The 17,472-nt window shown below is 56.6% G+C and carries 17 protein-coding genes; 5 read left to right on the top strand and 12 right to left on the bottom strand.

Going from position 1 to position 17,472, the window contains the following annotated elements; translation table 11 throughout:
* The first annotated feature begins 45 nt into the window (after positions 1 to 45).
* Positions 46 to 1,029 (top strand): MBL fold metallo-hydrolase, encoded by a 984-nt coding sequence (locus ABIE59_RS16650; protein ID WP_354448616.1) that lies wholly within the window; start codon positions 46 to 48, stop codon positions 1,027 to 1,029.
* A 6-nt stretch (positions 1,030 to 1,035) separates the two neighbouring features.
* Here ABIE59_RS16650 and ABIE59_RS16645 read toward each other — a convergent pair whose 3' ends face one another.
* On the bottom strand, positions 1,036 to 2,055 hold the full coding sequence (locus ABIE59_RS16645; protein WP_354448614.1) for a class I fructose-bisphosphate aldolase: 1,020 nt from the start codon (positions 2,053 to 2,055) through the stop codon (positions 1,036 to 1,038).
* 147 nt (positions 2,056 to 2,202) lie between these two features.
* Between ABIE59_RS16645 and ABIE59_RS16640 the strand changes: the two genes are divergently transcribed.
* The gene (locus ABIE59_RS16640) at positions 2,203 to 4,257 is read left to right on the top strand and encodes a DUF8754 domain-containing protein (protein ID WP_354448612.1); all 2,055 of its coding nucleotides are present in this window, start codon (positions 2,203 to 2,205) and stop codon (positions 4,255 to 4,257) included.
* 126 nt (positions 4,258 to 4,383) lie between these two features.
* Positions 4,384 to 5,262, top strand: a complete 879-nt coding sequence (locus tag ABIE59_RS16635; protein ID WP_354448610.1) for a metal-dependent hydrolase — start codon at positions 4,384 to 4,386, stop codon at positions 5,260 to 5,262.
* A gap of 48 nt (positions 5,263 to 5,310) precedes the next feature.
* On the opposite strand, the gene ABIE59_RS16630 is transcribed toward ABIE59_RS16635, so the two are convergent.
* From ABIE59_RS16630 to ABIE59_RS16595, 8 genes are all read right to left on the bottom strand, one after another.
* Complete coding sequence (locus tag ABIE59_RS16630) at positions 5,311 to 5,796, bottom strand: GNAT family N-acetyltransferase (protein WP_354448608.1); 486 nt, start codon at positions 5,794 to 5,796, stop codon at positions 5,311 to 5,313.
* A gap of 123 nt (positions 5,797 to 5,919) precedes the next feature.
* Entirely contained in the window at positions 5,920 to 6,867 is a 948-nt protein-coding gene (locus ABIE59_RS16625) for an aldo/keto reductase (RefSeq protein ID WP_354448606.1), read from the bottom strand.
* Positions 6,854 to 8,191 carry an NTP/NDP exchange transporter gene (locus ABIE59_RS16620; protein ID WP_354448604.1) on the bottom strand — a complete coding sequence of 446 codons (1,338 nt, stop codon included), beginning with the start codon at positions 8,189 to 8,191 and terminating at the stop codon, positions 6,854 to 6,856. The genes ABIE59_RS16625 and ABIE59_RS16620 overlap by 14 nt, the downstream gene beginning before the upstream one ends.
* 139 nt (positions 8,192 to 8,330) lie before the next feature.
* Entirely contained in the window at positions 8,331 to 9,242 is a 912-nt protein-coding gene (locus ABIE59_RS16615) for a histone deacetylase family protein (protein WP_354448602.1), read from the bottom strand.
* A 3-nt stretch (positions 9,243 to 9,245) separates the two neighbouring features.
* Entirely contained in the window at positions 9,246 to 10,244 is a 999-nt protein-coding gene (locus ABIE59_RS16610; RefSeq protein ID WP_354448600.1) for a serine hydrolase domain-containing protein, read from the bottom strand.
* A 155-nt stretch (positions 10,245 to 10,399) separates the two neighbouring features.
* On the bottom strand, positions 10,400 to 10,843 hold the full coding sequence (locus tag ABIE59_RS16605) for a hypothetical protein (protein ID WP_354448598.1): 444 nt from the start codon (positions 10,841 to 10,843) through the stop codon (positions 10,400 to 10,402).
* A gap of 196 nt (positions 10,844 to 11,039) precedes the next feature.
* Entirely contained in the window at positions 11,040 to 11,651 is a 612-nt protein-coding gene (locus tag ABIE59_RS16600) for an HD domain-containing protein (RefSeq protein ID WP_354448596.1), read from the bottom strand.
* A gap of 17 nt (positions 11,652 to 11,668) precedes the next feature.
* Positions 11,669 to 12,352, bottom strand: coding sequence for a DUF899 domain-containing protein (locus tag ABIE59_RS16595; RefSeq protein WP_354448594.1), 684 nt, complete (start codon positions 12,350 to 12,352; stop codon positions 11,669 to 11,671).
* A gap of 201 nt (positions 12,353 to 12,553) precedes the next feature.
* Between ABIE59_RS16595 and ABIE59_RS16590 the strand changes: the two genes are divergently transcribed.
* Both ABIE59_RS16590 and ABIE59_RS16585 read left to right on the top strand, forming a co-directional pair.
* On the top strand, positions 12,554 to 12,937 hold the full coding sequence (locus tag ABIE59_RS16590; protein WP_354448592.1) for a DUF2946 domain-containing protein: 384 nt from the start codon (positions 12,554 to 12,556) through the stop codon (positions 12,935 to 12,937).
* Positions 12,938 to 12,977: 40 nt separating this feature from the next.
* Complete coding sequence (locus ABIE59_RS16585) at positions 12,978 to 14,360, top strand: PepSY-associated TM helix domain-containing protein (RefSeq protein WP_354448590.1); 1,383 nt, start codon at positions 12,978 to 12,980, stop codon at positions 14,358 to 14,360.
* A gap of 146 nt (positions 14,361 to 14,506) precedes the next feature.
* Here the strand turns inward: ABIE59_RS16585 and ABIE59_RS16580 are convergent, their stop codons facing one another.
* The 3 genes from ABIE59_RS16580 to bla form a co-directional block, all read right to left on the bottom strand.
* Positions 14,507 to 15,250, bottom strand: a complete 744-nt coding sequence (locus ABIE59_RS16580) for a hypothetical protein (protein ID WP_354448588.1) — start codon at positions 15,248 to 15,250, stop codon at positions 14,507 to 14,509.
* Between the two features lie 141 nt (positions 15,251 to 15,391).
* Positions 15,392 to 16,294, bottom strand: coding sequence for a glycosyltransferase family 2 protein (locus tag ABIE59_RS16575; RefSeq protein WP_354448586.1), 903 nt, complete (start codon positions 16,292 to 16,294; stop codon positions 15,392 to 15,394).
* Between the two features lie 75 nt (positions 16,295 to 16,369).
* A complete protein-coding gene (gene bla / locus ABIE59_RS16570; RefSeq protein WP_502915381.1) occupies positions 16,370 to 17,263 on the bottom strand; it encodes a class A beta-lactamase in 894 nt (297 codons plus the stop codon).
* Between the last annotated feature and the right edge of the window lie 209 nt (positions 17,264 to 17,472).

Raw genomic sequence — 17,472 nt, 5'->3', positions numbered from 1 at the left:
TTGTCGTAAATCTTTGCGGCTTTGATAAACGAGAGGGATGGCACGATGAAAACAATGAAACGCCAGATGGCCCTTGGCCTGGCTTTGGCGGCAGGGCTTGCTGCGGCAACGTCAGCCCACGCTGAGGACGCCGTGGTCAAGGTAACGCCGCTGGGCAGCCACGACGGGGAGTTCTGCAGTCGCGACCGTGCGCTGATTTTTGAAGACCCCAACGGTACCCGCATTCTCTATGATGCCGGCCGCACCGTCGCCGGCCCGAACGACCCACGCCTGGGTAATATCGACGTTATCCTGGTATCCCACATGCACGGGGACCACGTCGGCGACCAGCGAATCAACAAAACCAATCAGGGCAGTTGTGGCAACCCGGATACTTCCGTTTCCAGCCTGCCCCAATCCAATACCGTTGACATCGCCCTGAAAAAGAACGCAACCATTGTCACCGGCAGCGAGATGCCGGCGTTCTTCGCCGCAAAGCTGAAAGAGGGTGGTGGTGATCCTGGCAAGTCTCTTCTGGTTCGCTTTGGGGGGAGTCGGGATGTCGGCGGAGTGTCCATTACCACGGTCCCTGCTGTGCACAGCAACGGGGTTTCACCCTCGTTTCTGACTGGCCCGCTGGCGGATTACCTGGCCGCTGCCGGCGTCAGTGCCAGTGTTGGGCCGCCCACTGGCTATGTACTGACATTCTCTAACGGGCTGGTGGTCTACCTGTCTGGTGATACCGGCATTACCGCAGAACAGAAGCTGGTGGTAAACGGACACTATGGCGCTCAGCTGGTGGTTATGAACATCGGCGACACCTTCACGACCGGGCCGACAGAAGCAGCCTATGTGATCAACGATCTGATCAACCCTGCTGCGGTGATTGCCTCACACGCCAACGAAGCCGCTACCGAGAAGGGCAAGGTGGTTGCCGGCACGCGCACGGCCCGGTTCAGTGAACTGGTGTCTGTGCCCGTGCACGTGCCTCTCAGTGGCCGGACCATGGCGTTCAACGGTGCGGCCGGTTGCATCAGTGGCTGTAATTGACGTGGCTTAGCCGGTGTTCTCCATCTCTGGTGAATAACTCCCGGAACGGGCCAGGCCATTAAGCCTGGCCCTTTTTTTCATGGCCGCCTGGGCGTTGCCGGCATTCTCCAGCTTGCCGGCCCAGGCTTTCTGAGCCGGTTCCTGCAGGGCCCTGCCATAGGAAAAGCTGAGTTCCCAGGGGTGGTAACCCATGCTGTTCAGAGCGTTCAGGTTCTCCGTGGATTCCTCCGGGGTTTGGCCACCGGACAGGAAAAATATGCCCGGTACGGCCGCTGGCACCACCCGGCGGAACACGCTCAGGGTGGCTTCGGCGATTTGCTCAGGGCTGGCTTTGCCAGTTTCTTTGCCCGGTGTCACCATACTGGGTTTCAGCACCATGGTTTCCAGATCAACCCGGTGGCGGTGCAGCGCCTTGAACACTTCCAGCAGCACATCTTCACTGACTTCCGCCGCGCGTTCGATGCTGTGGTTGCCATCAATCAGAACTTCTGGCTCGACAATCGGCACAATGCCCATGGACTGACAGACCGCGGCGTAGCGGGCCAGCACTTCGGCGTTCGACTTGATCGCCTGGAAAGAGGGCAGGGTGTCGGAAATGTGGAACACATCCCGCCACTTGGCAAAGCGCGCACCCATGGATTTGTAGTGTTCCAGCCGCGCGCCAAGACCATCCAGCCCATAGGTAATTTCATCGCCCGGGGCGTTCACCAGCGGGCCTTTGCCCTGGTCCACCTTGATTCCGGGAACAATGCCCTGGCTGGCCAGCAATTTTGGAATGGCCACGTCTTCCAGACTCAGCTGCTCCAGCGTTTCCTCATACAGAATAACGCCGCTTACGTGTTCCCCTAGCCGCGGGGTGGAAAAGATAATGCTGCGGTATTCGCGGCGGGTTGCTTCGGTAGATTCAACGCCCACCGCCTTGAAACGCTTGGCAATGGTTGGGGTGCTTTCATCAGCCGCGAGAATGCCTTTGCCCGGCTGAACAAGGTCGGCAATGGTGGCTAAAAGCTCCTGTTGAAGGCTCATGGTTCCTCCTTGGTTGCTGATTCTGTCGTGGTCGAGTTTTATTCAGTGTAGCTTCAAAAAGCCCGCGTGTTATTTGATCTGGGCTAAGGCGGGAACCCATCGCAGCTTCTAGACTTGAGGTATAACAAGATCAAACTGGAGTCCACCATGAAAACCGTTGTCAGCGTCAGCCAGGGATCGTCCGAATACGACTACGAGCTGGAAACCGAGTTTCTGGGGCATAGGTTTCGCGTGGTGCGAGTGGGCACCGATGGCAACCTTGATCGGGCTGAAGCCGTTCTCGATTCCATCCGTTCCCAGGCAGATGCCATTGGCCTGAGCATGATCCACGACCACTACCAGGTAGGCCGTGAGCAACTTGAGCACCCGGACACCGCCAGGCTTGAAGCCTGTGTGCCAGACAAGCCGGTTACGACAGGGGCGGGCTTGCGGGGCATTCTCCAGGAATGGGCGGTTCGCCACACACAAACCGAGCTGGGCCATTTCTTTGACAACGCCCGGGTGTTGTTCCTGAACGGCCAGGCAGGATTCCGTATTGCCAGGGCTTTGTCTGAGCACACCGACAACCTGTTCTTCGCCGACCCATACCTGGATTTTGGTGTGCCCCGGCTGCTCAATTCACTGAACCAGCTCGAAGCCTATACAAAGCTGACAGCCCCGGTAATGTTCAGCCCCAATGCGGTCAAGGTGATCGAGCGCTTGCATCGCACGCCGCTGTACCGAATGGGGGAGAAGCTGATCAGCGGTACGCTGCATGACGCGGTGAAAAACTGCCACGTGATTGTTGGCGCCATAGGTGATCTTGAGGTCTTTTCCGAGAAAGAGCTGGATGGCAAAACCGTGATTACCTCGAGGGTCACTGCGTCCGCTTTGGACTGGTTCCGCTCCCGGCGCGTGGCCATGGTGGTGGATTACAGCCCCTGGCTGGAAGGCCGGCCGGTGGGTGTGAATGTGATGGAAGCGATGATCAGTGCGGCTCTGTCTCGGACACCGGAGCAACTGGGTGCGGACGATTTTCTCGATGTGATTGAACAGTTGGGGGTAGAGCCTCGCATCTTGTATCCCAACGGCTACCGCCGGATTAACCGATTTGCCTTTGTGATTCATCCGCTGTCCCAGCAATACCTGACCAAAACCCCGCCCCTGGATTGGGTGGCCAGTGTGTCGCCACCGGCGGTGATGAACCTGGTGGAAAAGGCCATTGCCTACACCCCGCCGTTTGTTTACTCCAAGGTGTCCGGTATTCAGTCGCCCACCGGGGATGAAGTGGAAGGCTGGCTGATCACCGTAGGCGGAACACCGAAGGAAATCATGGCCCACGACCCGAAATTTACCTACAGCCGCTTGCTGGCGGCGGCCAACCTGGCGAAGAAATTGGGCGCCCAGATCATGGGGCTGGGGGCGTTCACCAAGGTAGTGGGTGATGCTGGGATCACCGTGGCCAAGCGGGCGCCGTTGCCTATTACCACCGGCAACAGCTACAGCGCCTCTGGCGCGCTCTGGGCGGCCCACGATGCGGCGAAGAAGATCGGCCGTGTTGGCATTGGCAAGAGCGGGAAGATGGCAGGCAAAGCCATGGTTGTAGGTGCCACAGGTGCTATCGGCTCTGTGTGTGCCCGGCTGTTGGCCAAGGCCGTGGATGAAATCTATCTGGTGGCGCCGGAAGCGGCCAAACTGTTGTCCCTCAAGGAAAGCATCGAACAGGAAACCCCAGGCGCCATCGTGCATGTGGCCGCCACCACCAACCGAGACTTGCCTGATATGGACATGGTGGTCACCGCCACCTCTGGCGCCGGTAAGCGCATTCTCGACATCATGCAGGTAAAGCCTGGCTGTGTGATCACAGATGTGGCCCGGCCCCTGGATATACCGGCGGAAGACGTGGCCAAACGGCCAGATGTACTGGTAATCGAATCCGGCGAGATCAAACTGCCTGGCATCGTGAAAATGAAAGACATCGGCCTGCCCAAGGGCATCGCGTATGCCTGCCTGGCAGAAACCATTGTGCTGGCGCTCGAAGCCCGGTTTGAGAACTTTACCCTGGGCCGGAACATTGAATGGGAGAAGGTGCGGGAAATCTACAAACTAGGCCTGAAACACGGTATGGAGCTGGCGGCCGTATCCGGTGTTAACGGCGTGTTCACCGAGGAAGATTTCGAGAGGGTGAGAACCCTGGCAGCCGGGGTTACCGAGCCAGCCTGATGCCTGAAACAGGCCCGATGTGGTCGGTTGCCTGCGGATTTTGGCCTACAAACACCTGCCGCCCACTCCCGGAGCAGCGTAGCCTGTTAGCCATGACATCACCAAAGGCTTCGGGAGAACTCTGCCATGAACGCGCCAGCGACACAGATCAAGAAAACCAGCAAAGCCGAGTACCGTACAGCAACCCCGGCCGGGTTTATGCCGGTAGTGCGCAGCCCGGATTTCGAGTTTCCGGAGGATCTGCCCAGGTACTGGTGGGACAACGACCCGGCAAAAACCCTCCTGCTGGCGGCTTTGTCTGCCAGCTTCCCGCCCGGAGAGAGGTTCTTCATTGATACCGTGCGGCATTATCAGGGCCAGATAACCGACCCGGAACTGAAGAAAGCTATCCGTGCGTTCATTGGCCAGGAAGCCCATCACTCCAAAGAACACAAACTGATGAACGGCTTTCTGGAAGAGCGGGGCGTGGATCTTGGCCGGCTTGAGCGGGAAGTGCAGTGGTTTATGAACTGGATGCGCAAGCGCTTCACCCCGGAGCGCCAGCTGGCCCACACCGTGGCGGTGGAACACTTTACCGCGCTGATGGCGGAAGAATTCCTGCTTAAATATGATGCCCTGGAAGAAATGGACCCGCGCATAGCGCCGGTCTGGGCCTGGCATGCGATTGAGGAATCCGAGCACAAGGCCGTGGCATTTGATGTGTACAAGAGCGTGGGCGGCAGCGAGTTTATTCGTGTAACGGAAATGATGTTTGTCAGCGTGATGTTCCCGCTGTTCAGCACCGTTCACCTGGTACAGTTGATGAAAGCCGATGGCCAGCTCGGCAACCTGAAATCCTGGGCCAAAGGCCTGAACTACATGTGGGGCAAACCGGGGGTCTTCCGCAAACTGATTCCGTCCTACCTGAAGTTTTACAGCCCGAACTTCCACCCCTGGGACAACGATGCCCGGGATCTGGTGGAGAAGGCCAAGAAGCGTTGGTTGCCGGCCTCGCTCCAAGGCTGAGCAGCACCATTTACATTCGAAGGGCAGCCGCAAAGGCTGCCCGCCTGATTACGCTGTCAGGTCTTTGCGCATGTTGTAGCGCAGGAACTGGGCACCGCGAACCGTCACCCGCTGTTCATCCACCACCTCAAAACCGTGGCGCTCAAAGAACGGCTTGGCCACCACGCTGGCCTCGGTTTTCAGCTCTTTCACGCCCTTGGCGATCAACTGCTGTTCCGCCTCATGATACAGAGTGGAGGCGATGCCGCGCCGGGCATAGTTTGGGGCAGTAAACACCAGATCAATGGTCCCGTCGTCATCGTAGGAGATAAACCCGGCCAGGTCCTGGCCTTCTTCCGCCACCAGGGTTTCCAGCGATTCCAGCCTTTGCCGCCAGGTATCCAGATGCGGCGTGCGGGAGGCCCAGGCGAACCGCTGGGTTTCATCATAGGCGCCCGCCGTGAGTTCATGCACGGAATCGGTAAACAGGCGAACCACCGGGCTCAAATCCTGAATACGGTACTTGCGAATAGTGATCGACGTGATTGTGCTCATGATGACTCAGTGTGTACCTGTGTTGGAGCGCGGGCTCACAACCCTGATGCCCGCTACTCCAGTCAGCATACCGACAACCGCAGGAAAATCCAGCCTTTGACTGCACCTGAGTCATTGCCGTGATCACAGGTTTTCAATATGGGCAATCATCCGTTGTCGCATCTCATCATCCGGCAGCCCACCCATGGCCGCGCCCATGTTGTCGATCATGTGGCGGGCCCGGCTGGTGGCGGGTGTGGCGGCGGTCACCACCGGGTGTGCCAGCACAAACTTGAGGAAGAACTGGCCCCAGGTATGGGCATCGAACTCTGCCGCCCAACCCGGCACCTCTTTGCCCCGTACCTTGTCCCATAGCCTGGTGCGACCAAAGGGCGCATAGATCAGTACGGCAATACCCTTATCCCGCGCCAGGGGTAGAATTCGCTCCTCCATGGTGCGGTTATCGATGGCGTAGTCGACACCGATAAAGTCAATCGGCTCTTGCTCCATCACCCGTTCCAGGCCCTCGTACTGTTGAGGGAAGGTGGTGGTCACGCCGATATAGCGCACCCGGCCTTCGGCCCGGTATTCCTTAAGCATGCCCAACTGTGTGGGAATGTCCGCCATGTTGTGCACCTGGATAAGGTCGATCGGGTCTTTGCCGATCCGCTCGAATGACGTTTCCAGTTGTGCCCGTGCCTGTTCCGGGTCGGCCTTGCCGCCACCGCGCCCGGCCACATTGAGTTTGGTGGCCCAGAACAGTTCGTTGGCTATGCCCTGCTCATTGGCGATACGCGCAGCGACTGCCTCTGAAGCACCATAGCTGGGGGCGGTATCAAACACGGTGCCGCCTTCCTTCACCAGGGCTTCCAGCACTTCCCGGAGTGCATCCAGGTCTTCACTGCGGGCGGTGCTGGAAAAGGTTGCGGAACTGCCAAGGCCAATCCCAGGCAAACGCTCACCCGAGGAAGGGATAGGGCGGGTAATCAGCTCCAGTTTGCGGTCTGCCTCCGCCCACAGCAAGCCGGGCCTGGCGGCCAGGGTAACGCCGGCGGCCATGGCCAGTTTCAGATAAGCTCTACGGGATATCATGGCGTGGTTCTCCTCGTGTTCCTTGGATCATTGGTGAAGCCGTAGCGGCTTTCTGCTGCTGGTTTTTACCCAGCCACAGCGCCAGGCCAGCCCAAACCAGGGCCAGCGGCACTGCCACGGTGGCAATGGCCGCCAGGCCCATGCCCAGCCGGGCCAGCAGGCCTTCGGTCTGGGCGCCGACCACATCGCCGGCCCGGTAAACAAAGGTGTCGATAAAAGCCTTTGCCTTGTACTTTTCTTCTCGGGTAGTCACGGTAAACAGGGTTTCCCGAGCCGGCCGCATCAGTGCCCTCTGAACCGCCCGGAATGAGGCTTCCAGCACCACCAGGGCCGCAAAGGAGCCAACAATGGCCAGCCCGATAAACCCCAGTGCGGCGGTCAGCGGTAGCAAGGCCAGCGTTAGAGAAACGCCCAAACGCTTCATCAGGTGGCCGGCCACCAGTGCCTGCATCACCAGGGTAGCCACCTGGGTAATCAGGTCGATACGGGCAAACAGAGTGGTGCGCAGGTCTGTGCTGTCTTCCATCGCCGCCACCATATGCAGGCGGGTGAAATAGATAAACGTTGCCATAATGGCCAGGATCACCACATAGGCGGCAATCCCTATCAAATACCGGGATTTGAACACCGCCCGGAAGCCTTCCCAGGCACTGCCGCCAATGCGCTCATGCTCATCCACCGCGGGTGGGTCTTCGGGGTCTTTGCGCTCTGCAGGATTATGGGGTTGCAGGCCAGTGAGCACCCAGGCCGCAATCAGCGCCAGCACCAGAAAACCGGCCGAGACCAGCAACAACGCCGGGGTGCCCAGCGGCTGCGCCAGGCGCCCGGCCAACCAGGGGCCAAAGATGGCGCCCAGGGTTCCCCCTACCGCAATCAAACCAAAGAAGCGCTTACCCTGGTCAAACGAAAAGCGGTCGGCCATCAGTGCCCAGAACACCATGGTGACAAACAGGTTGAACACGCTGAACCACACATAGAACACCTGCCCGGTGGTCACCCCGATCACTTCCGGGGTTAGTGTCATCAGGCTATAGAACACCAGCAGCGTAAAACTAAAAAACAGGTAAGTGGCGGTAATAAACAGGCGGCGGGGCAGGCGGCTGACCAGCCAGCCAAAGACCGGGTTAATGGCCAGGGTGATCACAGCGGTGCCAATAAACAGCCAGCGCACCGCATCAATGCCGCCTTGCATGCCCAACGCTTCCCGGGCCGGGCGCAACACCATCAGGGCTGTCAGCACACAGAAGAAATAGAACACCGCCAGGAACACCGGAATGATCTCGTGGCGGCGAATGTTGAACGCTTCCTGAAACGGGTGGCGCACGTGCTGGCTCCCGATTGAGCCGGGGAAATGCGAGGTGGTGCTCCCTGCGGCTGTGAATTCTTGTTATCGCGTTGAAAAAACTTTGATGTTAATCATAGGCCAAAGCTCCGCTGGATGAGTTGGGAGAAGTCCTGACTCATTAGCTGGCGGCAAATACATCACAGGCCTCTTCCACCACAATCCCATGCCGTTTCGCGAGATTGGCCCGGTTGTCATCGTAGCCACCACCAATCACCGTGGCCACGGGAATACCCCGGCGCTTGAGTTCGCCCAGCACTAGCCGGTCCCGCTGCCGAATACCTTGCTCCGATATATTGAGCTTGCCGAGCGGATCGCCCTGGTAGACATCCACGCCGGCGTCGTAGAGCACGATGTCTGGCCTGGATTGCGCCAGGGCCTGTTGCAGGGTTTCGTGAACAACCTCCAGATAGTCTTCATCACCCAGGCCGTCGGGCAGCGCTACGTCCAGATCACTGATTTGTTTTTCAAAGGGGAAATTACGTTCGCAGTGGATGGAACAGGTGAATGCCCCTGGTGTGTTGGCGAGCAGGGCTGCGGTGCCATCCCCCTGATGCACATCCACATCAAAGATCAGCACTCTGCTGATGCCTTCCTGCCCAAGCAGCACGTTGGCGGCAATCGCCAGGTCATTGAGGATGCAGAACCCGGAGGCATAATCGAAATGGGCGTGATGGGTACCGCCGGCAAGGTGGCAGGCAATGCCGTGTTGTAACGCCAGTTGTGCCGCAAGCACAGTGCCGGAGGGCGCCAGAAACGTACGTCGCACCAGGCCCGGGCTCCAGGGCAGGTTCACTTGCTTCTGTTCCTGCGGGGTCAACCGGCCCTGGGCGAAACGGGACAGGTAGTCCGGGCAATGGGTTTGTGTGAGCCAGCCCTGGCGGCAAGGCGCTGGGCGAAAGCTGTTGCTGCGTGTAAGCAGCCCCGTGGAACGCATGTATTCCGCCAGAAGACCGAACTTCTCCATGGGGAAACGGTGTTTCTGCGGGAAAGGAAAGCTGTAATCCGGGTGATGAACAATGGGTATGGTCATTCGCTAGGGCAGTGCCGGGATAATGTGGTCTTCAATTAACTGAAACTGTTGGCGCAGGTAACGCGAACCCGGCGAAGGTGGGGTAGGGTCTGAGGTCATCACCACGGTCAGTTCAAGTGTTGGCACCACGTAGAGTACCTGACCGCCAAAACCGCGCCCGTAGTACCCCATCTCACCCGCCATGGGCCGCAGGAACCAGCCGTAGCCATAGGGATCATCAGTGTAAGCGGATTCGCCGCGACCGTTCCAGGATTCAGTCACCCAGTTCTCCGGGAATAATTGTTGGCCGCCCACACGGCCGTTATTGCGATACAGCTCACCGACTTTAACCAGATCTCGGGGTGAGAGCAGCATGTTGTTACCGCCGAAATAAACCCCTTGCGGGTCTTGGTCCCAAGGAGGAATATCTATGTCCAGAGTTTCCCCCAGCCACTCCCGCGCCAGGGATAGTGTGCTGCGACCAGAACTTTCGGTGAGTGCGGCAGAGAGCAGGTGGCTGCTGCCAGAGGAATACAGCATGCGCCCGCCTGGCTCATCTACAAAGGGTCGGGTAAGCACATGGCTGACCCAGTTGTTACTGGCCACCCAGGGCCCATAGTTGCCACCAGAGGTACGCTGTAACCCCGCCTGCAAGGACAACAGATGCCCGAGCGTAATGTGCTCAACACCCTCGGTGGCCGATGCTGGCACCCGATTGCCCAGAGCCTCTACCACAGGCTGATCGGTGCCTTCGAATACCTCGTTTTTTATGCCCATGCCCACCAGTGCGGCCAGCACCGTTTTAGACAAAGACTTGATATTGACGGGCGTATCCAGGCCCTGGCCCCGTAAATCCAGTGCCAGAATTTCCTCGCCCTGATGGGCAACGAGCAGGGTGTGCAGGCGATCAAGTTGTGCGGCTTCTTGCTCGACCTGGGCTTGCCAATCTGTGGGCTGTGCCTGGGAAAGCATAGGTACGAAAAGGAGTAGAAGTGCGAGATGCAATTTGAAAAAACGCTGCATAGAGTTCCCTTTATTCGTGGCCGTGCGGAAGTAGGCGCATTCAACCTATAACCACGATACGCCAAGAAACTCTTACAGGCTCACATGCACAGAGAGTTGATCCGACTGGAACTCGCAGGATTCATCATGCTCCGCCTGCTCTTGCTGTTTGGGACCTAATTTGGGCTGGCTCCAGCCAAATGCCCCAGGCTCGCCATACGAAGTTTGCGACCCGCGAAGACAAGCAATAAACCCGGAACAGGGCCAATAACGAGAACCTTCAACAGGATGATTATACCCTCCTGATCAAGTCCTCCTTGCATTACCAGAAAAGCAGAACTCAAAACGCCGAACATACCGCGTAGTAAAAGCAAACTGCCGACAATAATAAACAGCAACCCAACAAAGCGAAGGATGGCAGACGGTTTAGCGCTTGGCTGTTCATTATGTGACTGGGTGTTGGAAACCCACCTGAAGCTGCCATAACCCGCGACCATCATGATGAGCCCGGTGGCGAACTCCGGGAGGGTATCGGGAAGCCCAACGAACGTTGAGACCGAGAGGATTACGCCAACTACACATGTCGCTGAAGAAAGACCTCGAAGAACTTGAGTTTTCATAGTATCTATCCCTGATGTATACGAAACCGGCAGCGGCAGGCTACTGAATGGAGCGGATGACAAAGAACGAGAATATCGTGAGCAGTATTAATCCATACGTCATTGAAAATTCCCTTTCCAATTTGTGTAGCGGACTTTACCACAGGTTGGGCGCCGTATTCTTCGAAGTATCTGCTTCGCAGAGAGAGTGTGCTGTCTACAAAGTGCCGATGGTTCTGTTAAGGTTGTCCCTCGCCACCCGCTCAAACCTATCCTTGAATGACCCTAGATTGTAAATACCGGACCTGTCCAGGAAGGACTGTAGTAGCTCCTTTCGCTTCTTTCGGTAGATGAACCAGGGCACAAGCCGATATTCCTTGCGAACGTTTCGTTCAAATTGATCGTACACACCGGGCGAGGCGCCGAGAATGGCCAGATCGATATCGACAATGATCTGTTCATCCTGGCCCTTTACACTGCCGTTGTGCAGTGTGGCCATGATCAGGTTGTGCACGCGCTCAATACCCGCCTCACCGTAACCACGGGAGGCAAGAAACTCCTGTGCCCAGTTTGCGCTGTCCAGCTCGTTGGTCTTTGACAGGGGCTTGTAGATGGCATCGTGGAACCAGATCGCCAGTTCCAGCTCTTCCGGTCTTTCAGCGATGTCCTTTACGCCGTCAAAGTGGGTGAGCATGGCATCAATGTGGTCGACCGTATGGTAGAACCGGCGCTTCTCTGAGTAGGCGGCGTGGAGCGCGTCATAACACAATTTTGAAGGCGGAAGCCCCATAGCGCTCATCAGGGTTTGCCATCTGTTTTGGTTCATCATGTTCAGCCCACGCATCGTTAGACGTCATATTCATCGTGTCGGCGATTCCACACATACGGCTTTGTCTGTGGCCAACCCTCCGGCGAATCTTCCCAGGTTTCCTGGCGACCATACGGCGTCAAATCCAGATACGTCCAGAGGCTACCCAGATACTCGACGCCACGGGCACCGGTAAAGTAAGTCCGGTATACATCATTCCCGTCACGGAGAAATACGCTTGCGCCGTGTCTTTCTCCGTCAGCTGTCGTTACGCCAAAATCATAGTTGAAGTCACTTTCGAAAGATGAATACCAGGGCATCGACCAGCCCATACGCTTTTTGTACTGCGCAAGCTTCTCGTATGGTGCGCGTGACACCATCACAAGCGACGTATCGCGGGCATGCAGATGGGCAGGGTGAGTCATGGCGTCGGCGAGCCAGGAGCATCCGTCGCAACCGGCCTTCCAGTCGGGTGCGAACATAAAATGATAAACAATGAGCTGGCGGCGCCCGCCGAACAGGTCAAGAAATGACACACTGCCTTCTTCACCCTGGAACAGGTAATCATTCTTTACCTTTACCATCGGCAGCCTTCGGCGTTCAGCGCTCAAGGCATCCCGCGCTCTGGTGGCCTCTTTTTCTTTAACCAGTAACTGGCTGAGGGCGGCTTCCCATTCCTTATTCGAGACAATTGGCGGTAATTGTTGTTTGGCGTCCGGCATATGTAAGGTCCCTCTTGCTGGATGAGCCTGCCCCCACAACCTGCCGGTTGCCCGCTGGCGACTAAGCACTGAAAGGAAGTAGGCCTGATGAACCTTTACCATAGCACCCACTGCCATTACTGTGGAAATGCATGTTCTGCTGGCACCGGCTTTGAGCCTTGCTAGAATAGTTAGCCATTCACATTGGTAAACAGGTGACATTTGACAGCACAACGCCACAATCGATGGCCTGCATGGATTGCTTTATTGTCCATGGTGCTGATCTATTTAGGGCCCCTGCTTACTCAAGCGCAGTCAGGACAGCACGAAGCGCCCAATGCTCACTCCGGCCACCACGACCACCACAACAGTTCGCCGCCGTCAGAAGAAGCTGATCATTCTGACCCGCTACAGCATATGGCCCACGGAGAGTGTGGCTACTGTGTGCTCCTCAGCAAGTTACCTGCGCTGTCTCCACAGGGTGCGCCATTATCTTCCGGGAGTATTGCCAGTCCCCATGCTGTCCTGGGTCGCCTGAATTCATTTCCCCGTGGTATACCCCGTTTCCCGAACGCGCCGGTACGCGCACCACCGATCATGGTCTGAACGTTACACATTCCCTTAAAACTCTGTATTGAGGAAGACCATGAACGATTCCCCGTCCACCGGCGCACCGCGCTGGGGTTATGCTTTGCTTTTGCGTCTACATTTCTACGCAGGCCTTCTTGTTGGGCCGTTTATTTTTGTGGCAGCGCTCTCCGGCGCGTTGTTTGCGATGACACCCCAGATAGAGAACTGGCTTTATCAAACTGAATTGACCACCCACACCACCGGTAACCCTCAGCCCCTGGCCAATCAGATTAACGCGGCCCGGGCGCATATAGGCGCCGACGCCACACTGGCGGCCGTTCGACCTGCCCCTGCGGAAGGGCAGACCACACGGGTTATGTTTCTGGTTGACGGCCTTCAGCCCTTTGAACACAAAGCGGTGTTTGTTGACCCGGTCAACTTGGGTATCCATGGCGAACTGGTGGTCTATGGAACGAGCGGCACGCTGCCTTTTCGCATCTGGATTGACTACTTCCACAGACACTTACACCTCGGAGAACCCGGCAGGTATTACAGTGAGCTGGCTGCGTCTTGGCTGTGGCTTGTGGCACTGGGCGGACTGGTGCTGTGGTGGCGAAGGCGTGCAGTGGTTAAAAACGGACAGACCACCAGGCATAGCAGCCTCCGCAACTGGCACAGCCGAATTGGACTGGTGTTATTGGTCGCATTCCTGTTCTTTTCCGTCACCGGGCTTACCTGGTCGAAATGGGCCGGAGCCAACATCGCCGAGCTACGCACCCAGCTGGATTGGGCCACACCAAGACTGGATACCCAGCTTGAAGCGGTTTCCAGCGAGGTAAGCCATGCCCACGGTGAACACGCAGGGCACGAGGTGGCGGGACCGGTGCGGGGCAGTGGTGATAACGCCTCCACTTACGATGCCGTACTGGAGCGCGCGCGACGAGCAGGGATTGACGCCAGCATTCTCGAAATCCGGCCGGGCACTACCCCTGAGCGGGCTTGGGTCGTCAGGGAAATTGATCGTAGCTGGCCAACCCAGGTGGATATGGTGGCTGTTGATCCCCGATCGATGGCCGTGACTGATCATGTGAAATTCGAGAACTTTCCGCTGGCCGCGAAACTCACACGATGGGGCATTGATGCCCACATGGGGATTCTCTTTGGATTACCAAACCAATTACTTGTGGCTGCCTGTGCGCTGGGTTTGTGTGTGCTGATCGTACTGGGTTACCGCATGTGGTGGCTGCGCCGCCCCATACGCTCCGCCGATACCAGGCCAAACCCACGGCGGGTATTCGCTGAACTCAGAAAGGCATCGCCACTGGCGCTGGTAACCATGGCAGGTATCGCAGTTGCCCTGGGGCTGTTTGCGCCTGTGATGGGCGTTAGTTTGCTGGTCTTCCTGATGGTGGATGCAATCCTGAGCCTGACCGGTTCAGCGACGAAGTCAGCGAGTTGATCCTCACGGTGGCGCGACAACCGCGCCACCGTTATTCCGAGCCAATGAGTTGTGCAATGATCAATCGCTGCCATTCAGCCCGTCGTCATTACAGAATCCGCATCGATCGATACGGTTCCTCTGCCCGCCGGATACAGTTAACTTCATCATTCCTTCTTGAGTCTTTTGGGCCTGATACGCCTGAGCTTCTCGTGATTACTTGCAGACTTTGAATGCTGAAGGATTGTTGTCAACATTCCGCGCAACTCACGAACGGCTTTATAAATGGAATTGCCACCGCCCCAAATGGACTTAACAGCCTTGAATAGAACCCAAGCGCTTGGGTCGCTTGGTGCGGCGGTGATCGCCGCCGTAATATCCAATATGACGGTTGCGGCTCCAATACAGCCAGCAGCCACTTGTTTGAGAATACGGTGATCTGCAACTATCGTTGCGACTTCGGCTGAGTTCGCGATCTCGCAAACCAAATTGCGGAGCTGTCGTAGTGGCTCCAGTGCATCATCAATTCCGAGTGATTGCGGATGGTCGAGGGCGTTTTCCCCATTGGAGGCTTCGAATGAAAGCGCATCAATAGTTCCTGAAACGAGATGTTCCGGAACTTGAAGGCGAATGAGTGTCGCGCGATGATCCGCGAGATATTTTGATAGCTTCTCGACTGAATGACTTAGTTTCACACCGTCGATCGTGCGAACCAATTGATGGAGCGGTGAATCCCTTTGTTCAAGTTGGGATACGATGAAAGTCAGATTTTCACAGAGGTGTCGGAGCTGTTCGGCGGCGACTTCAATGCTTGGTTCGCTGTCACTGTCGCTAAGGTCAGTGTCTAATGCGCGCGCACCTTCTAGAAGTTCTGTTGCTCGTTCGTTAAGAAGGTCAATAACGCTGTCCATTATCAATCCTTGATCAGATATTTTGTGGTGGTCAATCTCCGCGCTGGTGGCAAACTTAACTATAGAAGGTGATTGGAGCTCATGGGAATTTCATGGCCATTCCTTTTTTTGATGAAAGCCAGTTTTGAGAGACTACCAATATTAGTTCTGTTTCACCCCACGGCGGGGAAGGATCACTCGATAAACGGCGCGCCATACCACCGAATCCAGGGGAGCATACCGCAACGCCTGAGTAATCGCGCTCCAGGCCGTCGCGGAGTCTCCAACTGAGGCAAAATGGCGGGCTTTACGGCAATAGAAGCGTGCCAGGCCCCAACGGATGTCACCGGGGGTGAGTGTGCTTCCGTATTCTTTGATAAAATCACGAATTATCGCTTCGTTAGCGGCAAATCGGCGGTTCTTGTCGCTGGAAATTTGATCTGCCATCACCCGGTAATAGCCCCAATACTCGGGCACATACAGGAACGTAAAACGGGCTGAAAAACGCAGCCAGATATCGTAGTCGTCGGCAACGCCGTAACGGCCGGAAAACCCGCCCATGGCATCGAAACACCTCCGCCGCGCCATGACCGTGTTGATGCTCACGCTGTTGTCCACCAACATCTGCCGGGCAATCCGGCCCGAGTACCGGCGCATATTCTTGCGGGACAACTCGCGGCCCTGTTCATCGATCATGATTTCATCACTGTGAAGAACATCCACCTCCGGATGGGCCTTCATGAGCGCCACTTGCCGTTCCAGCTTTTCTGGCACCCACAGGTCATCAGAATCGAGAAAGCATACTAGCTCTCCTCGGGCGTACTGAAGCGCCAGATTCCGGGCGATGCTCTGGCCCTGATTCTCCTGAAAATGGTACTGAATACGTGGGTCATCCAGGTAGCCGGCCAGCTTCTCGTGGGTACCATCCTGGGAGCCATCATCAACGATGATCAGCTCCCAGTGGGGATACGACTGGGCCAACACAGACTCGACAGCCTGTGTGATGGTTCGCTCACGGTTGAAGGTGGGGGTGATGACACTGACCAGCGGTTCCAAAGCAGCCACAAAGAGTCCTTTTTTGTGCCAATGAACGGTTGTGCCGCGAAGAACGACGTCCAGCGGCAGTTATTGGGTTTTAATCTACCGGCCTGCGTTCGCCGTCAACACGATGGCTTCACCGATCTCAGCAATTGCCGCATTCCGCTCTTCGAAAGAAGCGTCCGTTTGAGTCAGGTACAGCGCCACAACGATAGGTTGCCGTTCAGGTGGCCAGATGACGGCCGTAATAGACCTCGACCCGAAACCACCAGCCCCGGTTCGATCTGCGACAATCCAGTCTTCTGGTACCGCAGCCCGAAAAAGTCCGTCCGCAACCTGGTTGCCCTCAAGCCAATCACGCAATTGCTCTCTGGACGGTTCGGATAAGGCGTCGCCCAACAGCAAGGTCTGAAGGTTCCTGACCATCGCATTTGGCGTTGTGGTATCCCGGTTATCGCCTGGTACAGCTTCATTCAGTTCCGTTTCCCAGCGGTCGAGACGTGTTACATCGTCTCCCAAATGCCTAGCAAACGAGGTTACGGCCTCCGGCCCGCCCAATGCTCGTAAAACCAGATTTGCGGCTGTATTGTCGCTGGTTGTCAGTGTTGCTTCGCAAAGATCTGAAAGGGTCATCGCCTCACCACCAGCGTGCTTCTCTGTGATGGGGGAGTAGGTCACAAGGTCGGATTCTGAAACATTCACTTTTCTCGCGAGGTTCGCCTGCCCGGTATCGACCCGATGGAGCAGGGCGGCACAAGCCAGGGTTTTAAACGTGCTGGACATCGCAAAACGCTGATCAGCGTGATACTCCCAACGCTGATCCGATTCCAGATCATAGGCAGCAAAGCCCACAAGGGCCTCTATGTCGTCAGCGACTTTCTCGACAGTTTTAATCAGGGTGTTATGTTGGTCGGCAGCGGCAACTGAGGTGAATAAGGTAAGTAAAGTAGCGGCGATAAGCTTTTGAAATATCATCAACGGTTCAACCTTCATCATAGGCTATGCGTAGGCACTAAAGTGAGGGAGCTCCAGGACGCACTACGACAATCGGTTATGCAATGTCCAATCTTCGCAGGCCATTCGATACACCCGCACCGGTCGGTTATGAAAGAGCCTGTAAACCAAATTGTGTAACTGCCCACGACTGAGTAATCTTTTCAAAAGGATACCATCGTGGGTACACAAGTGGACCAAGAAAAACTCAA

Source organism: Marinobacter sp. MBR-99 (assembly GCF_040547575.1).
In the GTDB taxonomy this organism is placed as follows: domain Bacteria; phylum Pseudomonadota; class Gammaproteobacteria; order Pseudomonadales; family Oleiphilaceae; genus Marinobacter.
Note: the sequence above shows the minus strand (reverse complement) of the source record. Positions and strands in the feature narration are given on the sequence as shown.

Bases quoted from the DNA above. Each gene is read 5' to 3' on its own strand.
- ABIE59_RS16595 (WP_354448594.1), bottom strand. From the start codon at position 12,352: ATGCCGGACGCCAAACAACAATTACCGCCAATTGTCTCGAATAAGGAA.
- ABIE59_RS16615 (WP_354448602.1), bottom strand. From the start codon at position 9,242: ATGACCATACCCATTGTTCATCACCCGGATTACAGCTTTCCTTTCCCG.
- ABIE59_RS16645 (WP_354448614.1), bottom strand. From the start codon at position 2,055: ATGAGCCTTCAACAGGAGCTTTTAGCCACCATTGCCGACCTTGTTCAG.
- ABIE59_RS16635 (WP_354448610.1), top strand. From the start codon at position 4,384: ATGAACGCGCCAGCGACACAGATCAAGAAAACCAGCAAAGCCGAGTAC.
- ABIE59_RS16605 (WP_354448598.1), bottom strand. From the start codon at position 10,843: ATGAAAACTCAAGTTCTTCGAGGTCTTTCTTCAGCGACATGTGTAGTT.
- bla (WP_502915381.1), bottom strand. From the start codon at position 17,263: ATGATGAAGGTTGAACCGTTGATGATATTTCAAAAGCTTATCGCCGCT.
- ABIE59_RS16585 (WP_354448590.1), top strand. From the start codon at position 12,978: ATGAACGATTCCCCGTCCACCGGCGCACCGCGCTGGGGTTATGCTTTG.
- ABIE59_RS16630 (WP_354448608.1), bottom strand. From the start codon at position 5,796: ATGAGCACAATCACGTCGATCACTATTCGCAAGTACCGTATTCAGGAT.
- ABIE59_RS16650 (WP_354448616.1), top strand. From the start codon at position 46: ATGAAAACAATGAAACGCCAGATGGCCCTTGGCCTGGCTTTGGCGGCA.
- ABIE59_RS16640 (WP_354448612.1), top strand. From the start codon at position 2,203: ATGAAAACCGTTGTCAGCGTCAGCCAGGGATCGTCCGAATACGACTAC.
- ABIE59_RS16625 (WP_354448606.1), bottom strand. From the start codon at position 6,867: ATGATATCCCGTAGAGCTTATCTGAAACTGGCCATGGCCGCCGGCGTT.
- ABIE59_RS16580 (WP_354448588.1), bottom strand. From the start codon at position 15,250: ATGGACAGCGTTATTGACCTTCTTAACGAACGAGCAACAGAACTTCTA.
- ABIE59_RS16600 (WP_354448596.1), bottom strand. From the start codon at position 11,651: ATGATGAACCAAAACAGATGGCAAACCCTGATGAGCGCTATGGGGCTT.
- ABIE59_RS16610 (WP_354448600.1), bottom strand. From the start codon at position 10,244: ATGCAGCGTTTTTTCAAATTGCATCTCGCACTTCTACTCCTTTTCGTA.